Origin of the sequence: Kribbella solani, assembly GCF_014205295.1 — a bacterium.
Taxonomy (GTDB): Bacteria; Actinomycetota; Actinomycetes; order Propionibacteriales; family Kribbellaceae; genus Kribbella; species Kribbella solani.
In genome coordinates this window covers 2,442,804-2,460,167 of sequence record NZ_JACHNF010000001.1, presented here as the reverse complement: position 1 = coordinate 2,460,167, position 17,364 = coordinate 2,442,804, and the positions used below count along the sequence as shown (strand labels likewise).

At 69.9% G+C, this 17,364-nt stretch carries 18 protein-coding genes; 15 read left to right on the top strand and 3 right to left on the bottom strand.

Annotated elements, in window-relative coordinates; translation table 11 throughout:
* The first annotated feature begins 52 nt into the window (after positions 1-52).
* Complete coding sequence (locus HDA44_RS11050) at positions 53-1,897, top strand: ABC transporter ATP-binding protein (RefSeq protein ID WP_202887306.1); 1,845 nt, start codon at positions 53-55, stop codon at positions 1,895-1,897.
* The gene (locus HDA44_RS11045; protein WP_184833511.1) at positions 1,894-3,690 is read left to right on the top strand and encodes an ABC transporter ATP-binding protein; all 1,797 of its coding nucleotides are present in this window, start codon (positions 1,894-1,896) and stop codon (positions 3,688-3,690) included. The genes HDA44_RS11050 and HDA44_RS11045 overlap by 4 nt, the downstream gene beginning before the upstream one ends.
* A 71-nt stretch (positions 3,691-3,761) precedes the next feature.
* Here the strand turns inward: HDA44_RS11045 and HDA44_RS11040 are convergent, their stop codons facing one another.
* Positions 3,762-4,082 (bottom strand): Fe-S cluster assembly protein HesB, encoded by a 321-nt coding sequence (locus HDA44_RS11040; protein WP_134098608.1) that lies wholly within the window; start codon positions 4,080-4,082, stop codon positions 3,762-3,764.
* Positions 4,083-4,222: 140 nt separating this feature from the next.
* Between HDA44_RS11040 and HDA44_RS11035 the strand changes: the two genes are divergently transcribed.
* Positions 4,223-5,077: a GNAT family N-acetyltransferase gene (locus HDA44_RS11035; protein ID WP_202887304.1), complete on the top strand. Its 855-nt coding sequence runs from the start codon at positions 4,223-4,225 to the stop codon at positions 5,075-5,077.
* Positions 5,078-5,443: 366 nt separating this feature from the next.
* On the opposite strand, the gene HDA44_RS11030 is transcribed toward HDA44_RS11035, so the two are convergent.
* Complete coding sequence (locus tag HDA44_RS11030) at positions 5,444-6,544, bottom strand: dipeptidase (protein WP_184833507.1); 1,101 nt, start codon at positions 6,542-6,544, stop codon at positions 5,444-5,446.
* Positions 6,545-6,608: 64 nt separating this feature from the next.
* Between HDA44_RS11030 and hisI the strand changes: the two genes are divergently transcribed.
* The 12 genes from hisI (at position 6,609) to HDA44_RS10970 (ending at position 16,115) form a co-directional block, all read left to right on the top strand.
* The gene (gene hisI / locus HDA44_RS11025) at positions 6,609-6,938 is read left to right on the top strand and encodes a phosphoribosyl-AMP cyclohydrolase (protein ID WP_184833505.1); all 330 of its coding nucleotides are present in this window, start codon (positions 6,609-6,611) and stop codon (positions 6,936-6,938) included.
* Positions 6,935-8,425: an anthranilate synthase component I gene (locus tag HDA44_RS11020; RefSeq protein WP_184833503.1), complete on the top strand. Its 1,491-nt coding sequence runs from the start codon at positions 6,935-6,937 to the stop codon at positions 8,423-8,425. Before hisI ends, HDA44_RS11020 begins: the two co-directional genes overlap by 4 nt.
* Before the next feature lie 33 nt (positions 8,426-8,458).
* On the top strand, positions 8,459-8,989 hold the full coding sequence (locus HDA44_RS11015; RefSeq protein WP_184833501.1) for a Trp biosynthesis-associated membrane protein: 531 nt from the start codon (positions 8,459-8,461) through the stop codon (positions 8,987-8,989).
* Between the two features lie 54 nt (positions 8,990-9,043).
* Positions 9,044-9,301, top strand: coding sequence for an HGxxPAAW family protein (locus HDA44_RS11010; protein ID WP_238352411.1), 258 nt, complete (start codon positions 9,044-9,046; stop codon positions 9,299-9,301).
* Positions 9,302-9,312: 11 nt separating this feature from the next.
* Positions 9,313-10,119 (top strand): indole-3-glycerol phosphate synthase TrpC, encoded by an 807-nt coding sequence (gene trpC, locus HDA44_RS11005; protein WP_184833499.1) that lies wholly within the window; start codon positions 9,313-9,315, stop codon positions 10,117-10,119.
* 242 nt (positions 10,120-10,361) lie between these two features.
* Entirely contained in the window at positions 10,362-11,567 is a 1,206-nt protein-coding gene (gene trpB / locus HDA44_RS11000; protein ID WP_184833497.1) for a tryptophan synthase subunit beta, read from the top strand.
* Positions 11,564-12,385, top strand: a complete 822-nt coding sequence (trpA, locus tag HDA44_RS10995; protein WP_184833495.1) for a tryptophan synthase subunit alpha — start codon at positions 11,564-11,566, stop codon at positions 12,383-12,385. Before trpB ends, trpA begins: the two co-directional genes overlap by 4 nt.
* 7 nt (positions 12,386-12,392) lie before the next feature.
* On the top strand, positions 12,393-13,049 hold the full coding sequence (locus tag HDA44_RS10990) for an SCO family protein (protein ID WP_184833493.1): 657 nt from the start codon (positions 12,393-12,395) through the stop codon (positions 13,047-13,049).
* A complete protein-coding gene (locus tag HDA44_RS10985; RefSeq protein ID WP_337905841.1) occupies positions 13,046-13,543 on the top strand; it encodes a DoxX family protein in 498 nt (165 codons plus the stop codon). The genes HDA44_RS10990 and HDA44_RS10985 overlap by 4 nt, the downstream gene beginning before the upstream one ends.
* Positions 13,540-14,244, top strand: a complete 705-nt coding sequence (locus tag HDA44_RS10980) for a thioredoxin domain-containing protein (protein ID WP_184833491.1) — start codon at positions 13,540-13,542, stop codon at positions 14,242-14,244. The genes HDA44_RS10985 and HDA44_RS10980 overlap by 4 nt, the downstream gene beginning before the upstream one ends.
* Positions 14,245-14,308: 64 nt before the next feature.
* Positions 14,309-15,388 carry a prolipoprotein diacylglyceryl transferase gene (lgt, locus tag HDA44_RS10975; RefSeq protein ID WP_202887303.1) on the top strand — a complete coding sequence of 360 codons (1,080 nt, stop codon included), beginning with the start codon at positions 14,309-14,311 and terminating at the stop codon, positions 15,386-15,388.
* Complete coding sequence (locus HDA44_RS10970; protein ID WP_337905840.1) at positions 15,381-16,115, top strand: VIT1/CCC1 transporter family protein; 735 nt, start codon at positions 15,381-15,383, stop codon at positions 16,113-16,115. Before lgt ends, HDA44_RS10970 begins: the two co-directional genes overlap by 8 nt.
* Here HDA44_RS10970 and HDA44_RS10965 read toward each other — a convergent pair.
* A complete protein-coding gene (locus HDA44_RS10965) occupies positions 16,063-17,115 on the bottom strand; it encodes a 1-aminocyclopropane-1-carboxylate deaminase (RefSeq protein ID WP_184833487.1) in 1,053 nt (350 codons plus the stop codon). The two genes, HDA44_RS10970 and HDA44_RS10965, sit on opposite strands and share 53 nt — an antisense overlap.
* Between the last annotated feature and the right edge of the window lie 249 nt (positions 17,116-17,364).

Genomic DNA, 17,364 nt, shown 5'->3' with positions numbered 1-17,364 from the left:
TCGTTGTCATGCCTGTGCCCTACCTATGCACCTGACTTGCCTGGAGTGTGTCTTGCCTGTCCCGAAAGTCCCCGACAAGGGCAGCGTCACCCGGCGGGGGTTCGGGGTGCTGCGGGTCGCGATCTGGGAGGAGCCGGGCATCTTCGCGCTGGCCGCGCTCGCCAGCATGCTGTACGGCGCGATGACGGTGGCCGGCGGCTGGGCCCTCGGCTGGTCCACCGATCACCTGATCCGGCCCGCGTTCGAGCGCGGTGAGACCACCACCGGCGCGCTGATCGCGCTGATCTCGCTGTTCATGGGGATCGCGATCCTGAACGCGATCGGGGTGGTCGGGCGGCGGCTCGGCGCCGGCATCATGCAGTTCCGGCTGCAGGCGACGTACCGGCAGCGGGTCACCCGGCAGTACCTGAAACTTCCGCTCGAGTGGCACCACCAGCACTCGACCGGGATGCTGCTCTCGAATGCGAACGCCGACGTCGAGTCCACCTGGTTCGTGATCGCGCCGCTGCCGATGGCGATCGGCGTGGTCGCGATGCTGGTGTTCGCGACGATCGCGATGTTCGCGGCCGATGTCTGGCTGGCGCTGGTCGGCTGCCTGGTGTTCCCGCTGGTCTTCATCGTGAACGTGATCTTCCAGCGCTACCTGCAGCCGCTCGCGACCCGGGCGCAGCAGCTCCGCGCGGACGTGTCCGAGGTGGCGCACGAGTCGTTCGACGGCGCGCTGGTGGTGAAGACGCTCGGCCGGGAGGCGGCCGAGACGGAGCGGTTCCGCGCCCCGACGTACGCGCTCCGGGACGCGAACATCGCGGTGAACAAGGCCCGCGGCCTGTTCGACCCGGTGATCGACGGCCTGCCGCGGCTCGGCGTGCTCGCGGTGCTGCTGGTCGGGGTCGGCCGGGTCCGGTCCGGCGGTGCGGACGCGGGTGACGTGGTCCAGGTCGCGTTCCTGTTCACGCTGATCGGCTTCCCGATCCGGGCGCTCGGCTGGGTGCTGGGTGAACTGCCGCGATCCGTCGTCGGCTGGGACCGGGTGTATCGGGTGCTGACCGCGGAGGGCGGGATGGAGTACGGCGCCGCGCGGCTGACCTCGGCGAAGGCGGCCCGGCTGCAGGTCGCGGGCGTCCGGTTCGGGTACCTGCCCGAGCGGGACGTCCTGGCCGGCGTCGACTTCGCGATCGAGCCCGGCCGGACGGTCGCGGTGGTCGGCCCGACCGGCGCGGGCAAGTCCACGCTGACCACGATGCTGACCCGGCTGGTCGACCCGGAGCAGGGCGCGGTGAAGATCGACGGGATCGACCTGCGGGAGCTGGCCCGCGACGAACTGGCCGGTTCGGTCGCGCTGGTGGCCCAGACCGCGTTCCTGTTCGACGACACGATCCGCGGCAACATCACGCTCGGTGGCGCGTACACCGACGACGAGGTCTGGGCCGCGTTGCGGATCGCGCAGGGTGCCGCCTTCATCGAGGAGTTGCCGGGCGGCCTGGACGCGAAGGTCGGCGAGCGGGGTACGACCCTGTCCGGCGGGCAGCGGCAGCGGATCGCGCTGGCCCGGGCGCTGGTCCGCAAACCCCGGCTGCTGATCCTTGACGACGCGACCAGCGCGGTCGACCCGCAGGTCGAGGCCCGCATCCTGGCCGGGCTGCGGACCGCGGTTCAGGACGGTTCCGGCGCCGCGACGACGGTGCTGGTGATCGCGTACCGGAAGGCGACGATCTCGCTCGCGGACGAGGTGCTGTTCCTCGACGAGGGCCGGATTCAGGCGCACGGTACGCATGCCGAGCTGCAGGCGGCCACGCCCGCGTACCGGGACCTGGTCGACGCGTACGAGAAGGACGCCGAGCGGCGCGAGGAAGAGGCCGCACAGAACGAGCTGGACTCGGAAGGAGCGACGGCGTGAGCGCCGCGGAGGCAAGCCGGCTGGACCACGGTGACAACGCGGGTGGTCTGCAGACGCTCAAGGACGGATTGAAGGTCTCGCCGGAGCTCGCGCGCGGGTGGTGGCTGACCGGCATCCTCGCGCTGACCATGACCGCCGGGCGGATCGTCGTACCGATCGCGGTACAGCAGACGATCGACAAGGGCCTGTCCGGGCCGAACGGTCCGAACATGTCGTACGTCGCCTGGATGTGCCTGGTCTGCGCGGTGGGCGTGATCCTGACCGCGGGCGCTTCGTACCTGACGACCGTGCGGCTGGCGATCAACTCCGAGTACGGGCTGGCGACGATGCGGATCAAGGCGTTCCGCCACGTCCACGATCTGCCGGTGCTGACGCAGAGCACCGAGCGGCGTGGCGCGCTGGTCAGCCGGGTGACATCCGATGTGGACACGGTGTCGCAGTTCCTGCAGTTCGGCGGGTTCATCTTCCTGGTCAGTCTCGGGCAGATGCTGCTCGCGACGATCGTGATGTTCTTCTACTCGTGGCAGCTCGCGCTGGTCGTACTGATCTGCTTCCTGCCGCTGTTCGGCAGTTTGAAGTACCTGCAGCGGGCGATGTCGGCGGCGTACGGGATCGTCCGGGCGAAGGTCGGCGAGATGCTGTCCGCGATCGCGGAGCCGGTGGTCGGCGCGCAGGTGGTCCGCTCGTACGCGATCGAGCAGCGTACCCAGGACCGGATCGACGCGTCGATCGAGGCGTACCGGAAGACGTCGACGAAGGCGCAGGCGCTGACCGGGGTGACGTTCTCGATCGGTGGGCTGGCGGCCGGTCTCGCGAACGCGGGCGTACTGACCGTCGGCGTGCTGCTCGGCGTGGACAAGCAGGCGACGCTCGGCGAGCTGCTCGCCTTCATGTTCCTGGTCGCCCTGTTCTCGGACCCGGTCCAGATCGCCACGCAGGTGCTGACGGACGCGCAGAGCGCGTTCGCCGGCTGGCGGCGCGTACTCGGTGTCATCGCGACTCCGGCGGACGTGGTCGACCCGGGCGAGTCGGGCGTGACGCAGGCCCGCGGGCCGATCACGGTCGAGTTCGCGGACGTGGATTTCGCTTATCCGGAAGGGGATCTGGTCCTGCGCGACGTCGACGTACGGATCGAGCCGCACCGGCGGGTCGCGGTCGTCGGCGAGACCGGGTCGGGGAAGACGACGTTCGCGAAGCTGCTGACCCGGTTGATGGACCCGACCTCCGGCGCGGTCCGGCTGGACGGGGTGGACGCGCGGGAGATCGCGTTCGGCTCGCTGCGTGAGCGGGTCGTGATGGTGCCGCAGGACGGGTATTTGTTCGACGCGTCGCTGGCCGAGAACGTACGCTTCGGCCGGCCCGAGGTGACCGACGCGGAGCTGGTCACCGCGTTCGATTCGCTCGGTCTGACGGACTGGCTGGAGTCGCTTCCGGACGGGCTGAACTCGCCGGTCGGTCAGCGCGGCGAGTCGTTGTCGGCGGGGGAGCGGCAGCTGGTCGCGCTCGTCCGCGCGAACATCGCGGACCCGGATCTGCTGGTCCTCGACGAGGCGACTTCGGCGGTCGACCCGGGTACCGAAGTACGCGTCAACGCGGCGCTCGAGCGGCTGATGGCCGGTCGCACGTCGGTGACGATCGCGCACCGGCTGTCGACTGCCGAGGCGGCCGACGAGGTCCTGGTCTTCGACGACGGCGAGGTGGTCGAGCGCGGCCCGCACGCCGAGCTGGTCGGCGCCGGCGGTGTCTACACCCGCCTGCACGACAGCTGGATCGCCCAACGCTCCGCGCTCTGACCCTGGGCGCAATGCAAGGAGGCCTGCAACCAGGTTGCAGGCCTCCTCGGTTACGCCCCAGCTCCGGGGTGTTACGGGGTTGGGGCGGCGCCGTTCTCGTGCCCGGCACCCGGCTGCGGTACCAGCAGGAACTCGACACCGCCCTTGTCGTCGACCGCGGCGTCCAGGATCTTGTCATCCAGGGCGTTCGCGGCGTTGTGCTCGAGGAACACCCGCGCGCCGGCTTCCTCGACCACCTGGTCACCCGGTTGCGGTGCCTCGGTGGTCGTCACCGCGAGCGCCGGATCCGCCGGATTCTCCTGCGAGATCCGTACCCCGGCCCCCTCCGGCGCACCCTCGACCCCGGTGATGCTCTTGATCACCAGCGTCGCGTTCTCAGTCAGGGTCAACACAGCCCACTCCATCCGTCGGTTATCACTAGCCCCCGCCCCGTGCCCCCCTCCCCAAACCCCAAACCCCCGCCACACCCGGCAGTTTCGGGTGGTCCCGGAAACGGGGACGGATGGTGTGGGATGGGGGGATGGTGATTGGGATGAGTACGGCGGGTGTGGGGGAGTTGGGGGCGGTTGTCGAGGTTTTGCGGGGGTGGCAGGGCGAGGAACTGCCGTTGCAGTTGCATCCGGGGGATCTGGGGTGGTTCTGGCGGTTCGGGGCGGAGCGGACCGCGGCGGCGACGCGGGTCTGGCGGCGGGACGGGGAGATCGTCGCGGTCGGGATGCTGGACGAAGCGGACTGGGTACGGATGTCGATCGCGCCGGATGCACAGCGTGACGAAGAGCTCGCGGAGCGGATTGCCGCCGATGTGGCCGACCCGGCGCGGGGCGTACTGATCGAGGGCAAGGTTTTCGTCGAGACGCCGATGGGCGCGCTGGTTCAGGAGGTGCTGTTCAAGGCCGGGTGGAACGCCGACGAGCCGTGGATTCCGCTCCGGCGGGATCTGACCGAACCGGTGCCGGACCCGGGCGTACGCGTGGATGTGATCGGCGCGGAGGAAGCGCACGAACGGGCCGGGGTGCAGCGGGCGTCGTTCGACGGGTCGACGTTCAGCAACGATCGCTGGTTCGCGATGGCCGACGGGGTGCCGTACGCGGACGCGCGCTGTCTCGTGTTGCGCAATGAGCTCGGCGAGTCGGTCGCGGCGGCGACGGTTTGGTCGGCGGGTGCGGGGCGGCCGGGGTACATCGAGCCGATGGGGGTGCATCGGATGCACCGCGGGCGTGGGTACGGGACCGCGATGGTGCAGGCGTGCGCGGTGGCGTTGCGGGAGATGGGGGCGTCGAGCGTGTACATGTGTACGCCGGGGTTCAACGTCGGCGCGGTCGCGACGTACGAGGCCGGCGGGATGAAGCGGCTCCCGGAGATCCGCGCCCAGTACCGCAACGCCTGAACCGCAACGCCTGAACCGCACCGCCCGAGCCGCAACGCCCGAGCCGCAACGCCCGAGCCGCACCGCCCGAGCCGCAACGCCCGGGCCGCAACGCCCGAGCCGCAACGCCTGAGCCGCAACGCCTGAGCCGCAACGCCTGAACCGCACCGCCCGAGCCGCAACGCCCGAGCCGCAACGCCCGAGCCGCACCGCCCGAGCCGCAACGCCCGGGCCGCAACGCCCGAGCCGCAACGCCTGAGCCGCAACGCCTGAGCCGCAACGCCTGAGCCGCAACGCCCGAGCCGCAACGCCCGAGCCGCAACGCCTGAGCCGCCGCGGGTGCGCGCCGGGCGACCCGGCCTCGTCACGCTCGGGTGCGGCCGGCGGCTAGCCGGCTGCCTCGTCCGCGGCGCGGAGTACCCGGAGGATGTTGCCGTTGGCAAGCTTTCCGAGGTCGTCCGTGCTCCAGCCCCGGTCGGCCAGCGCCTGGAACAGCACCGGGTACGACGCCACGTCCGGCAGCTCGGCCGGGAACTCCGGGCAGCCGTCGTAATCCCCGCCGATCCCGACGTGCTCGATCCCGGCCACCTCGCGGACGTGTTCGACATGCGCGACCACGTCCGCGAGCGTCGCCTCCGGCCGCGGCCGCCCGACCAGTGCCTCCACCTCAGCCCGGTTCTCCGGCCCGTGCAGCTCCAGCCCAGCCTGCCGAGCCTTGGTCACCGCCTCCTCGACCCACTCGGCGTACGCGGCCGACACGAACGCCGGTACGAACGTGACCATGCACACGCCCTCGTTCCGTGCGAGCGTCTCGAGCACGTCGTCCGGAGCGTTCCGCGGTACGTCACACACCGCCCGCGCCGACGAATGACTGAAGATGACCGGCGTCCGGGTGACACGGAGCGCGTGCCGCATCGTGTCCGCGGAAACATGCGAGAGGTCGACCAGCATGCCGATCCGGTTCATCTCCCGGACCACCTCCTCGCCGAACTCGTTCAGCCCGCCGAGCACCGGCTCGTCGGTCGCGGAGTCCGCCCAGGAGACGTTGTGGTTGTGCGTGAGCGTCAGGTACCGGACGCCGAGCGCGCGCATTACCCGCAGTACGCCGAGGGACTCACCGATCGAGTGGCCGCCCTCCATGCCCATCAGCGAGGCGACCCGGCCGGCCTTCATCGCGGCCTCCACCTCGTCGGCCGTGGACGCCAGCTCCAGGTCCGCCGGGAACCGCTCGACCAGCCGCCGGACGAAGTCCAGCTGCTCGAACGTACGGAGTACGGCGTGCTCGTCCTGCGGCACCCACAACGACCAGAACTGACCGCCGACCCGCCCGGCCCGCAACCGCGGCAGATCGGTGTTGAGCGTGGGCACCGGCCCGGCCAGATCGTGCGCGTCCAGGTCGTACCCGCACAGTTCGTAGAACGCGATCGGCAGGTCGTTGTGCCCGTCGATCACCGGATACTCCCGCAGCAGTTCCTCGATCCGCGTCATCCGGTCATCCTCGCAGTTCGGGACCGTGGTCGGACCGCTGCCCCGGATCGGCGACAATGGGTGGGTGACTATCGACGAGCTGACGTTCGATGCGGCCGGGCTGATCCCGGCCGTGGTGCAGCAGTACGACACCCGCGAGGTCCTGATGATGGCCTGGATGGACGCGGAGGCGGTGCGCCGGACCGCGGCGACCGGGCGGGGTACGTTCTGGTCGCGGAGCCGGCAGAAGTACTGGGTCAAGGGTGAGACCAGCGGCCATCGTCAGCACGTCAAGCAGATCCTCGTCGACTGCGACGCCGACGCCCTCCTGCTGCTCGTCGACCAGGAAGGGCCCGCCTGTCACACCGGCACCCGCAGCTGCTTCGAACACGGCGAGTTCGAGGTGAAGGCGTGAACACTCCGGACCTCGAAACCTTCCGCGAGTACGCGAAGGACCGCCGCGTCATCCCGGTCACCCGGCGCGTGCTGGGTGACGCCGAGACGCCGATCGGGGTGTACGGGAAGCTGGCCGCCGAGCGTGAAGGCACGTTCTTGCTGGAATCGGCGGAGAACGGCGGCGTCTGGTCGCGGTACTCGTTCATCGGCGTCCGCTCCGCCGCGACGCTGACCGAGCGGAACGGCGAGGCGATCTGGACCGGCAACCCGCCGGTCGGCCTGCCGCAGAGCGGTGACCCGCTGCAGGTGCTCCGCCAGACGCTGGAGATCCTGCACACCCCGCGCCTGCCGGACCTGCCCCCGCTGACCGGTGGCATGGTCGGATTCCTCGGGTACGACGCGGTCCGCCGGATCGAACGGTTGCCGGACACAACCACCGACGACCTCGGCCTGCCCGAGCTGACCTTCCTGTTCGCCACCGACCTGGCCGCGCTCGACCACGAGACCGGCGAGATCTGGCTGATCGCGAACGCGGTGAACTGGGACGACTCCGACGAGCGCGTCGACGAGGCGTACGCGGACGCCGTACGCCGCCTGGACGCGATGGAACGGGACCTGGCCCGGCCGACCCCGTCCTATGTGGTCCGGGCCGACCGCCTGGCCGAGCCGGACCCGCACCGGCAGCGCTCCAGCGCCGAGTACCGGGAGGCGGTCGAGCACGCCAAGGAGGAGATCCGGGCCGGTGAGGCGTTCCAGATCGTCGTCTCCCAGCGGTTCGAGCTGCAGACCACCGCGTCGGCGCTGGACATCTACCGGGTGCTGCGCCGGTCGAACCCCAGCCCGTACATGTATCTGGTCCGCCTGGACGGTTTCGACATCGTCGGTTCCAGCCCGGAGGCGCTGGTCAAGGTCACCGAGAACAAGGTGATCCTGCACCCGATCGCCGGCACCCGCCGCCGCGGCGCGACGCCGGAGGAGGACCACGCGCTGGAGGTGGAGCTGCGCGCCGACGTCAAGGAGCGGGCCGAGCACCTGATGCTGGTCGACCTCGGCCGCAACGACGTCGGCAAGGTCTGCGCGCCGGGCACGGTCGAGGTGATCGACTTCATGGACGTCCGCCGGTACAGCCACGTGATGCACCTGGAGTCGACGGTGACCGGTCAGCTGGCGGCCGGCCGGACCGCGTTCGACGCGCTCACCGCCGCGTTCCCGGCCGGAACGTTGTCCGGGGCACCGAAACCGCGGGCGATGGAGATCATCGACAAGCTGGAGATCACCCGGCGCGGCGTGTACGGCGGCGTGGTCGGCTACCTGGACTTCGCCGGTGACGCCGACACCGCGATCGCGATCCGGACCGCGGTGCTGCGCGGCGGCACCGCGTACGTACAGGCCGGGGCCGGGATCGTCGCCGACTCCGATCCGGCCGCGGAGGACGCCGAGTGCCGGACCAAGGCGGCCGCCGTACTGAACGCGATCGCGGTCGCGGGAACCTTCAGTGACGTATGAGGGACGTTATATGAGGGACGTTATGAGGGACGTATGAAACCGCAACGGTTGGTAGACCTGCTCGCGCTGGTGGCGCTGGTGCTGCTCGGCCTGTCCGGGTATCTCACCTGGGTGTCGGCCGATCCCGGCAACGGCAGAGTGGCCATCACCTTCAACGGCTACACGATCACCAAGGCGCCGGTCACGTTCGCGCTCGCCGGCGTGGTCGCGATCGTGGTCACCAAACTCGCCGGCACGGCGTTGCGCCGGGTGCTGGGCGGTCTGGTCGCGCTCCTCGGCGCAGGTGCGGTCGTGGTCGCGTTGACCGTACGCCCCGGTGGTCCCGAGCTGAGCCGGCTGCGGCCGGCACTGAGTGACGTGGTCGCCGACCAGGTGACCCAAACCCTCGGCCCGGCGCCGTGGTTCGCGCTGGCCGGTGGGCTGGCACTGGCCGGAGCGGGGCTGATCACCTTGCTGACGGCGCGGCACTGGCGGCGCGCCACCGCCAGGTACGAGCGGGATCCGGCCGCCGCGCCGGCGGATCAGTGGAAGGCGATCGACGCCGGGGAGGACCCGACTCTCTGATCGCGGCGGGCTACCGCCACAATAGGACGGGACGACGAGGAGGAGTGGCGCCATATGAACAATACGGTGGCGAATCAAGGGGTCGACCGGATCGACGAGGAGGTCCCGCACGACCTGCACGGCAACAGCCCGGCGGCCTGGACCGCGGTGGCGATCGTGCTGGTCGCGTTCACGGTCGGAGCCATCGCGATGGTGCTCGGCCCGAACTGGGTGCTGTTCTGGATCTCCGTCGGCATCGCGGTGCTTGGCGCGCTGGCCGGCAAGGTGCTGCAGCTGCTCGGCTTCGGGGTTCCGGCCGACGGCGACCACTGAGGGGTACGGACATGACTGTGCTTGACGACATTCTCGCCGGGGTCCGGGAGGACCTCGCGGAGCGCCAGGCGCGGGTCAGCCTGGACGACCTGAAGCTGGAGGCCCAGCGGAAGCCGGACGCCAAGGACCCGATGCCGGTGTTCCGCGGCGACGGGATCGCGGTGATCGCCGAGGTGAAGCGGTCCAGCCCGTCCAAGGGCGAGCTGGCCGAGATCACCGATCCGGCCGCGCTGGCCGGGGAGTACGAGCTGGGCGGCGCCGCGGCGATCTCGGTACTGACCGAGGAGCGCCGGTTCAACGGCAGCCTGGACGACCTGCGCGCGGTCCGTGGCCGGGTCGACGTGCCCGTGCTGCGCAAGGACTTCGTGGTCTCGTCGTACCAGCTCTGGGAGGCGCGCGCGGCCGGCGCCGACATGGTGCTGCTGATCGCCGCCGCGCTGGAGCAGGAGGCGCTGGTCTCGCTGATCGAGCGAGCTCAGTCGATCGGCCTGTGCCCGCTGGTCGAGGTGCACGACGAGGAGGAGACCCGGCGTGCGGTGGACGCCGGAGCTCAGCTGATCGGCGTGAACAACCGGAACCTGAAGACCCTCGAGGTCGACCGGGACACCTTCGCCCGGGTGGCGCCGACGATCCCGACCGAGCTGGTCCGGGTGGCGGAGTCCGGGGTCCGCGGCCCGCATGATGTAATCGAGTTCGCGCGCGCCGGGGCCGATGTCGTCCTCGTCGGTGAAACTCTGGTGACCGGCCGCGATCCCCGCGCCTCGGTCGCCGACCTCGTCGCCGCCGGATCGCATCCCGCCATCCAGCAGCGGCACTAGAGTGCTCTAGGTGGGGTGTAGGTCGGCGCTAGCGGTGCGCAGGCACGCACCTCGCGGCACTTGAGCAGCGCCCACGATGCTCCGCATCGAGCCCACTGCTCAAGCACCCCGATGCACGCACCTGCGCACCGCTATCGCTCGACCTACGCCCCACCTAGAGCACCAGAACATCCGGGCCGGTCCAAACGGCACCGGGAAGTAACTCTCCCGTGCCGTCTGGGCCGGGTCGGAAGGTTTGTCGGATGAGTACTGTGCTGCCCGACCAGTTCGGGCACTTCGGCCGTTTCGGCGGCAGGTTCATGCCGGAGGCGCTGATCGCGCCGCTGGACGAACTCACCCAGGCCTGGCGGGACGCCATGGCCGACGCCGAGTTCACCGACGAGTTCGAGCGGATGCTGCGCGAGTACATCGGCGCCCCGAGCCTGCTGTACGACGCGACCCGGCTGTCGGACCTGGCCGGCGCGAGCATCCTGCTGAAGCGCGAGGACCTGAACCACACCGGCGCGCACAAGATCCGCAACGCGATCGGCCAGGCCCTGCTGACCAAGCGGATGGGCAAGCCGCGGGTGATCGCCGAGACCGGGGCCGGCCAGCATGGCGTCGCGACCGCGACCGCGTGCGCGTACCTCGGCCTCGAGTGCGTGGTCTACATGGGCGAGGTCGACACCGAACGCCAGGCCCTGAACGTGGCCCGGATGAAGCTGCTCGGCGCCGAGGTGATCTCGGTCAAGACCGGCAGCCGGACGCTCAAGGACGCGATCAACGAAGCGCTGCGGGACTGGGTCGCGAGCGTCGACAAGACCCATTACATCCTCGGGACGGCGGCCGGATCGCACCCGTTCCCGGCGATGGTCCGGGACTTCGTCCGCGGCATCGGCGACGAGGCCCGCGAACAGTCGCTCGCGTTGCTCGGCAAGCTGCCGGACGCCGCGGTCGCGTCGGTCGGCGGCGGTTCGAACGCGATCGGCCTGTTCACCGCGTTCCTCGACGACGACGTCAAGCTGTACGGCATCGAGCCGGGCGGCGACGGGTTCGAGACCGGCCGGCACGCGGCCACGATCAGCGCGGGCCAGGTCGGCGTACTGCACGGTGCCCGCTCGTTCCTGCTGCAGGACGAGGACGGGCAGACGATCGAGTCGCACTCGATCTCCGCCGGGCTGGACTACCCCGGCGTCGGGCCGGAGCACGCGTGGCTGGCCGAGACCGGCCGGGCGACGTACCGGCCGATCACCGACGCCGAGGCGATGGAGGCGTTCCGGCAGCTGTCCCGGACCGAGGGCATCATCCCGGCGATCGAGTCCGCGCACGCGGTCGCCGGCGCGCTCGACATCGCCCGTGAGTTGGGGCCAGCGGCAACCATCCTGGTGAACCTGTCCGGCCGTGGCGACAAGGACATGGACACCGCCGCGACCTGGTTCGGTCTGAACGAGAAGGGATCGGACCGATGACTGAAGTTGCCCTGGGCAACGCCGGCGCCGCGATCCGGAAAGCCACCGACACCGGCCGGAAGGCCTTCATCGGCTACCTGCCGGCCGGTTACCCGACGTACGACGGCGCGATCGACGGGGTGAAGGCGCTCGTCGACGGCGGCGCCGACGTGATCGAGCTCGGCCTGCCGTACAGCGACCCGGTGATGGACGGCATCACCATCCAGCGCGCCACCGAAACCGCGCTCGCCGGCGGGCTGCGCACCCGCGACGTACTCAGTACGGTCGAGAAGATCGCCGCGTACTCGGACGTGCCGGTGCTGGTGATGACGTACTGGAACCCGATCGAGCGGTACGGCGTGGATCGCTTCGCGGCGGACTTCGCCGGCGCCGGGGGAGCGGGGCTGATCACGCCCGACCTGATCCCGGACGAAGGCGCCGAGTGGATCGCGGCCGCCGACAAGCACGACCTGGACAAGGTGTTCCTGGTTTCGCCGTCGTCGACCGATGCCCGGATCAAGATGACGACCGCGGCCTGTCGCGGCTTCGTGTACGCGACCGCGGTGATGGGTGTCACGGGCGCGCGGGACACTCCGTCCGAGCTGGCGGCGCCGCTGGTCGCTCGTACGCACGCGGTGACCGGTCTGCCGGTCGGTGTCGGCCTCGGGATCTCGAACGGGGACCAGGCGGCTGGAGTGGCGGCGTTCGCGGACGCGGTGATCGTCGGTGCGGCGCTGGTCAAGGCGCTCGGCGACGGCGGCCCGGCCGGCGTACGCGCGCTCGCGGAGGACCTGGCCGAAGGCGTCCGCCGGGAACCCGGCGCGCCCGGCGATCGTTAGTACGTCTGTGAGTCGAACCAGGAACGCCGCGCTTCTGCTCGCGGCGGTGGCTCTGCTCGCCCTCGCGGGCTGCAGTGGCAAGGAACAGAAGGCGGACAACCCCGGCGGCGCGATCATCCGCAGCAGCCAGGACCCGAACGGGTTCCGCGGCGCCGCGCTCGACCGGCCGTACTCGATGCCCGCGACCACGCTGACGGACACCAACGGGAACCCGTTCAACCTGGTCACCTCGACCAAGAAACCGGTCACGTTGGTGTTCTTCGGGTACACCAACTGTCCCGATGTCTGCCCGACCGTGCTGGCCGACGTGGCGTCCGCGCTGACGAAGGTCGACCAGCAGGTCCGCGACCAGGTGCAGCTGCTGTTCATCACCACGGATCCGGCCCGCGACACCGGGCCGGTGATGCGGAAGTACCTGGACCGGTTCGACCCGTCGTTCGCGGGGCTGACCGGTTCGCTGACCACGATCAAGGACGTCGCGAAAGCCGTCGGCGTACCGGTGGAAGGTATGCAGAAACTCCCCTCCGGTGGGTACGAGGTCGGGCACGGAGCGCAGGTGATCGGCTTCGGCAAGGACGACAAGGCACACGTACTCTGGCTGTCGAACGCCGCCATCGGCGACCTGGCGCACGACTTCGGGAAGCTGGTGGAGGAAAACCGGTGAAGCGCCGACCTTGGTTCGCCTGGGCGTCGCTGGTCGCTCGGCTGGCGCTCGGCGGCGTGATGCTGGTCGCCGGCGCGCTGAAAGTGACCGACCCGGAGACAGCGGCGCAGGCGGTTCGCGCGTACGAACTGCTGCCGTCGTCGCTGGCCGCGCCGGTCGGCTGGGGACTGCCGTTCCTGGAGGTCGCGATCGGGCTGCTGCTGATCGTCGGTTTCGGCGTCCGCGCGTCCGCGGTCGCCGCCGGGATCTTCATGCTCGCGTTCATCGTCGCGGTCGCGTCCGCCTGGGCGCGTGGGCTGTCGATCGACTGCGGCTGCTTCGGCGGTGGCGGCCAGGTCGCGCCGGGCCAGACCAAGTACCTGCAAGAGATCCTCCGCGATATCGGGCTGCTGGCTTTGGCCGTCTGGCTGTGGCGGTTCCCGGCCAGCAAGTTCGCCGTCGCATCCGAAACACCCTCCGACACTTCATCCCCGACAGGAGTCACCGCGTCGTGAGCAACAAACCCCCCGCGAATCCGCTGCTCCAGCAGAACAAGCGCCGGATCGCGCCCGGGATCATCGTGGTGATCGTCCTGGTGCTTGCCCTCGGCGCCGGGGTCGGCGTGCAGTACTGGCGCGGTCACTCGAAGGTCGAGGTGAGCGCGAACGGGCGGCCGGAGCCCGCGGTCATCACCGCGCCGGGTAGCACCGGCAAGGGCGTGATGGTCGGCAAGTCCGGCGCGAAGGTGAACATCGACCTGTACCTGGACTTCCGGTGCCCGCACTGCGCCGAGTTCGAGGACGCGACCGGCGCGACCATCGACAAGCTCGTCCAGGACGGGACGGCCACGCTGACGTACTGGCCGATGCAGTTCGTCAACCCGGACGCCTCGCCGCGACTGGCCAACGCCTTCGCCGCGGCGGCCGCGAACGGGAAGGCGCTCAGCTTCGCCGACCAGCTGTACGGCGACTTCTCCAAGTCCTGGACCACTGGGCAACTGCTCGACCTGGGCAAGCAGTTGGGTGTCGGTGACGACAAGTTCCAGCAGGCGATCCAGAACAACACGTACGCGGGCTGGCTGGAGTCCGTTTCCAAGGCCGCCGACGACCGGGGCGTGACCGGTACGCCGACGGTCTATGTCAACGGCAAGCAGTTGCCGGCCGACCAGCTGAACGCCGACGGGCTGCAGAAGGCCGTCGCCGCGATCGCGAGCTGAGTCCCCATCGTGACCCTCCGTTTCTGGCAGTGCCCAGCCGGGGCGGGTAGCGTTCCCCCTTGCCATGTCTAGTTTGATTGCTGCCGTGATGGTTCCGGAGTTCATTCCCAGCCCAAGCCAGGGTGTCTGGCACGTCCTCGGCCTGCCGATCCGCGCGTACGCGCTGTGCATTCTGGCCGGTATCTTCGCCGGGTACTGGCTCGGCCGGCGCCGCTGGATCGCGCGCGGCGGGTCCGCGCCGGTACTCGCCGACATCATGTTCTGGGCGATCCCGTTCGGGCTGGTCGGGGCGCGGATCTACCACGTCATCACCGACAACGAGCTGTACTTCGGCGACGGCCGGCACCCGATCGACGCGCTGAAGATCTGGCACGGCGGGCTGGGCATCTGGGGCGCGGTCGGGTTCGGCGCGCTCGGCGCGTGGATCGCCTGCCGGCGCGCCAAGGTGCCGTTCCTCGCGGTCGCGGACGCGATCGCGCCCGGGATCGCGCTGGCGCAGATCTTCGGGCGGTTCGGCAACTACTTCAACCAGGAACTCTTCGGGCGTCCGACCACGAAGCCGTGGGGCCTGGAGATCTCGCCGGAGCACCGCCCCGACGGGTACGCGAACTTCGCCACCTTCCAGCCGACCTTCCTGTACGAAGCCGTCTGGAACCTGGGCGTCGTAGCCCTGGTACTCCTCGCCGACCGCCGCTTCAAACTCGGCCACGGCCGCGCGTTCTTCCTGTACGTAGCCGGTTACACGGCCGGCCGCGCCTGGATCGAGAACCTCCGCATCGACACCGTCAACCACATCTTCGGCCTCCGACTGAACGTGTGGACGGCCCTCATCCTGTTCGTCCTCGCGGTAGCCGCCTTCATCCTCAGCGCCCGCAAACACCCCGGCCAGGAAAACCTCACCACCGGCCCCGCGGCCGGCAAACCCACCCCAGACACAACCCCCACCCCAGACGCCCCCCACCCAACAGACGGCGACCCCACCACCGCCGACGCGCGGTCCGCCGGGACAGCTGCCGCCGACGCGAGCTCGGGCGACTCGACACCCACCACAGCCGACGGCCCCGGCCCAACCCCCTCCGCCTCGGCAGATCCGGCTGGAGAACCGGCCGCCGAGGCGTCGCCGGCGAATGGGTCGCGTGACTGAATTCCCGGAGGTGTCGGCGGAGCATCATGGGGATCACACTCACCGTGATGTGACCGGCGGCTGGCTTCGGCCGGCGGTGTTCGGGGCGATGGACGGACTGGTCTCCAACTTCGCCCTGATCGCCGGCATGGACGGCGGCACCAGCTCCGGCTCGAAGTTCATCGTGCTGGCGGGCCTGGCCGGTCTCGCCGCCGGCGCGTTCTCGATGGCCGCCGGCGAGTACACCTCGGTCGCCTCCCAGCGCGAACTCGCCCACGCCGAGATCGAGGTCGAACGCGGCGAGATCGACAAACACCCCCTCGACGAAGAGATCGAGCTCGCCGAAACGTACCGCGCGAAAGGCCTGGACCCGGATCTCGCCGGCAAGGTCGCCAAGCAGTTCCACGCCGACCCCGACCAGGCCCTCGAAGAACACGTCCGCGAAGAACTCGGCATCGACCCCACCGACCTCCCGAACCCGGTAGTCGCCGCCGCCTCGTCGTTCATCTGCTTCGCCGTCGGCGCCTTCATCCCGCTCGCCCCGTACCTGCTCGGCGCCGAGAACGTCCTCCCGTCCCTCATCCTCTCCCTGACGGCCCTCTTCGTCTGCGGCGCCGTCGTCTCCCGAGTCACCTCCCGCTCCTGGTGGTACTCAGGCCTCCGCCAGCTCCTCCTCGGCGCCGCAGCCGCCGCCCTCACCTACTTCGTCGGACCCTCGTCGGCCCAGGCATCGGCTGACTCTGGGTGAACAGGCTGCTGTAGGCGTTCAGGGCGGGTTGGCCGCCGAGGTGGGCGTACAGGACGGTGGAGTCCTTGGGGATGTCGCCGGTGCGGATCAGGTCGATCAGGCCGGCCATCGATTTCCCTTCGTACACCGGGTCGATGATCATGCCTTCGAGGGCGCCGGTGAGGTGGATCGCGTCCAAGGTGGATTGGACGGGTACGCCGTACTCGTCGCCTGCCCAGCCCGCCAGCACGGTGATTTCGTCGGGGCGGAGGTCGCGGTCGAGGCCGATCAGGGCGGCGGTGGCGCGGGCGATCCGTTCGACCTGGTCGCGGGTCTCCTGGAGCTTGGCGCTGGCGTCGATGCCGATCACCCAGCGCGGGCGGTCCTGCCCGGCGAACCCGGCGATCATCCCGGCGTGGGTGGAGCCGGTGACGGAGCAGACCACGATGGTGTCGAAGAAGATCCCGAGTTCGCGTTCCTGCTGCTCGACCTCGTCCGCCCAGTTGGCGAACCCGAGCCCGCCGAGCTTGTGGTCCGAGGCGCCGGCCGGGATCGCGTACGGGGAGCCGCCACGCGCTTCGACATCCGCGAGCGCCTGCTTCCAGCTGTCCTTGAACCCGATCCCGAACCCGGCCGGATCGAGCCGCACCTCGGCACCCATGATCCGGCTGAGCATGATGTTCCCGACCCGGTCGTTGAGCGCATCCGGCCAGTTCACCCAGTTCTCCTGAACCAGCACCGCCTTCATCCCCACTTTGGCGGCGACCGCGGCGACCTGACGCGTGTGATTCGACTGATACCCACCAATCGAAACCAACGTGTCGGCCCCTCGCGCGAGCGCGTCCGGTATCAGGTACTCCAACTTCCGAGTCTTGTTCCCGCCGTACGCCAGCCCCGAGTTGCAGTCCTCCCGCTTGGCCCAGATCTTCGCCCCACCCAGATAAGCCGACAACCGCTCCAACGGATGCACGGGACTCGGTCCGAACAGCAGCGGGTACCGCGGATAGTCACTCAGCCCCATCAGGTCCTCCACTAGTCAGGTAGCCCCCATCTTCACCCGCTCCCACCGAAGCCGCCACGTACCGACGAACGGGTAGCTCCACGGGCTCGGCAAGTGAATTTCTGGTGGTTTGGGTGGTTCGGGCGTCGGGTGGGCTGGGAGGATGGGGCGGGTAGTGAGCGCTTGCTTACCTAGAGTTAGCAGGGCGTTGCGCGGTGGACAGGAAGTCCAGCTGGCGGGCGTCATGAGGTAGTCTCGGGGTACCCGGCT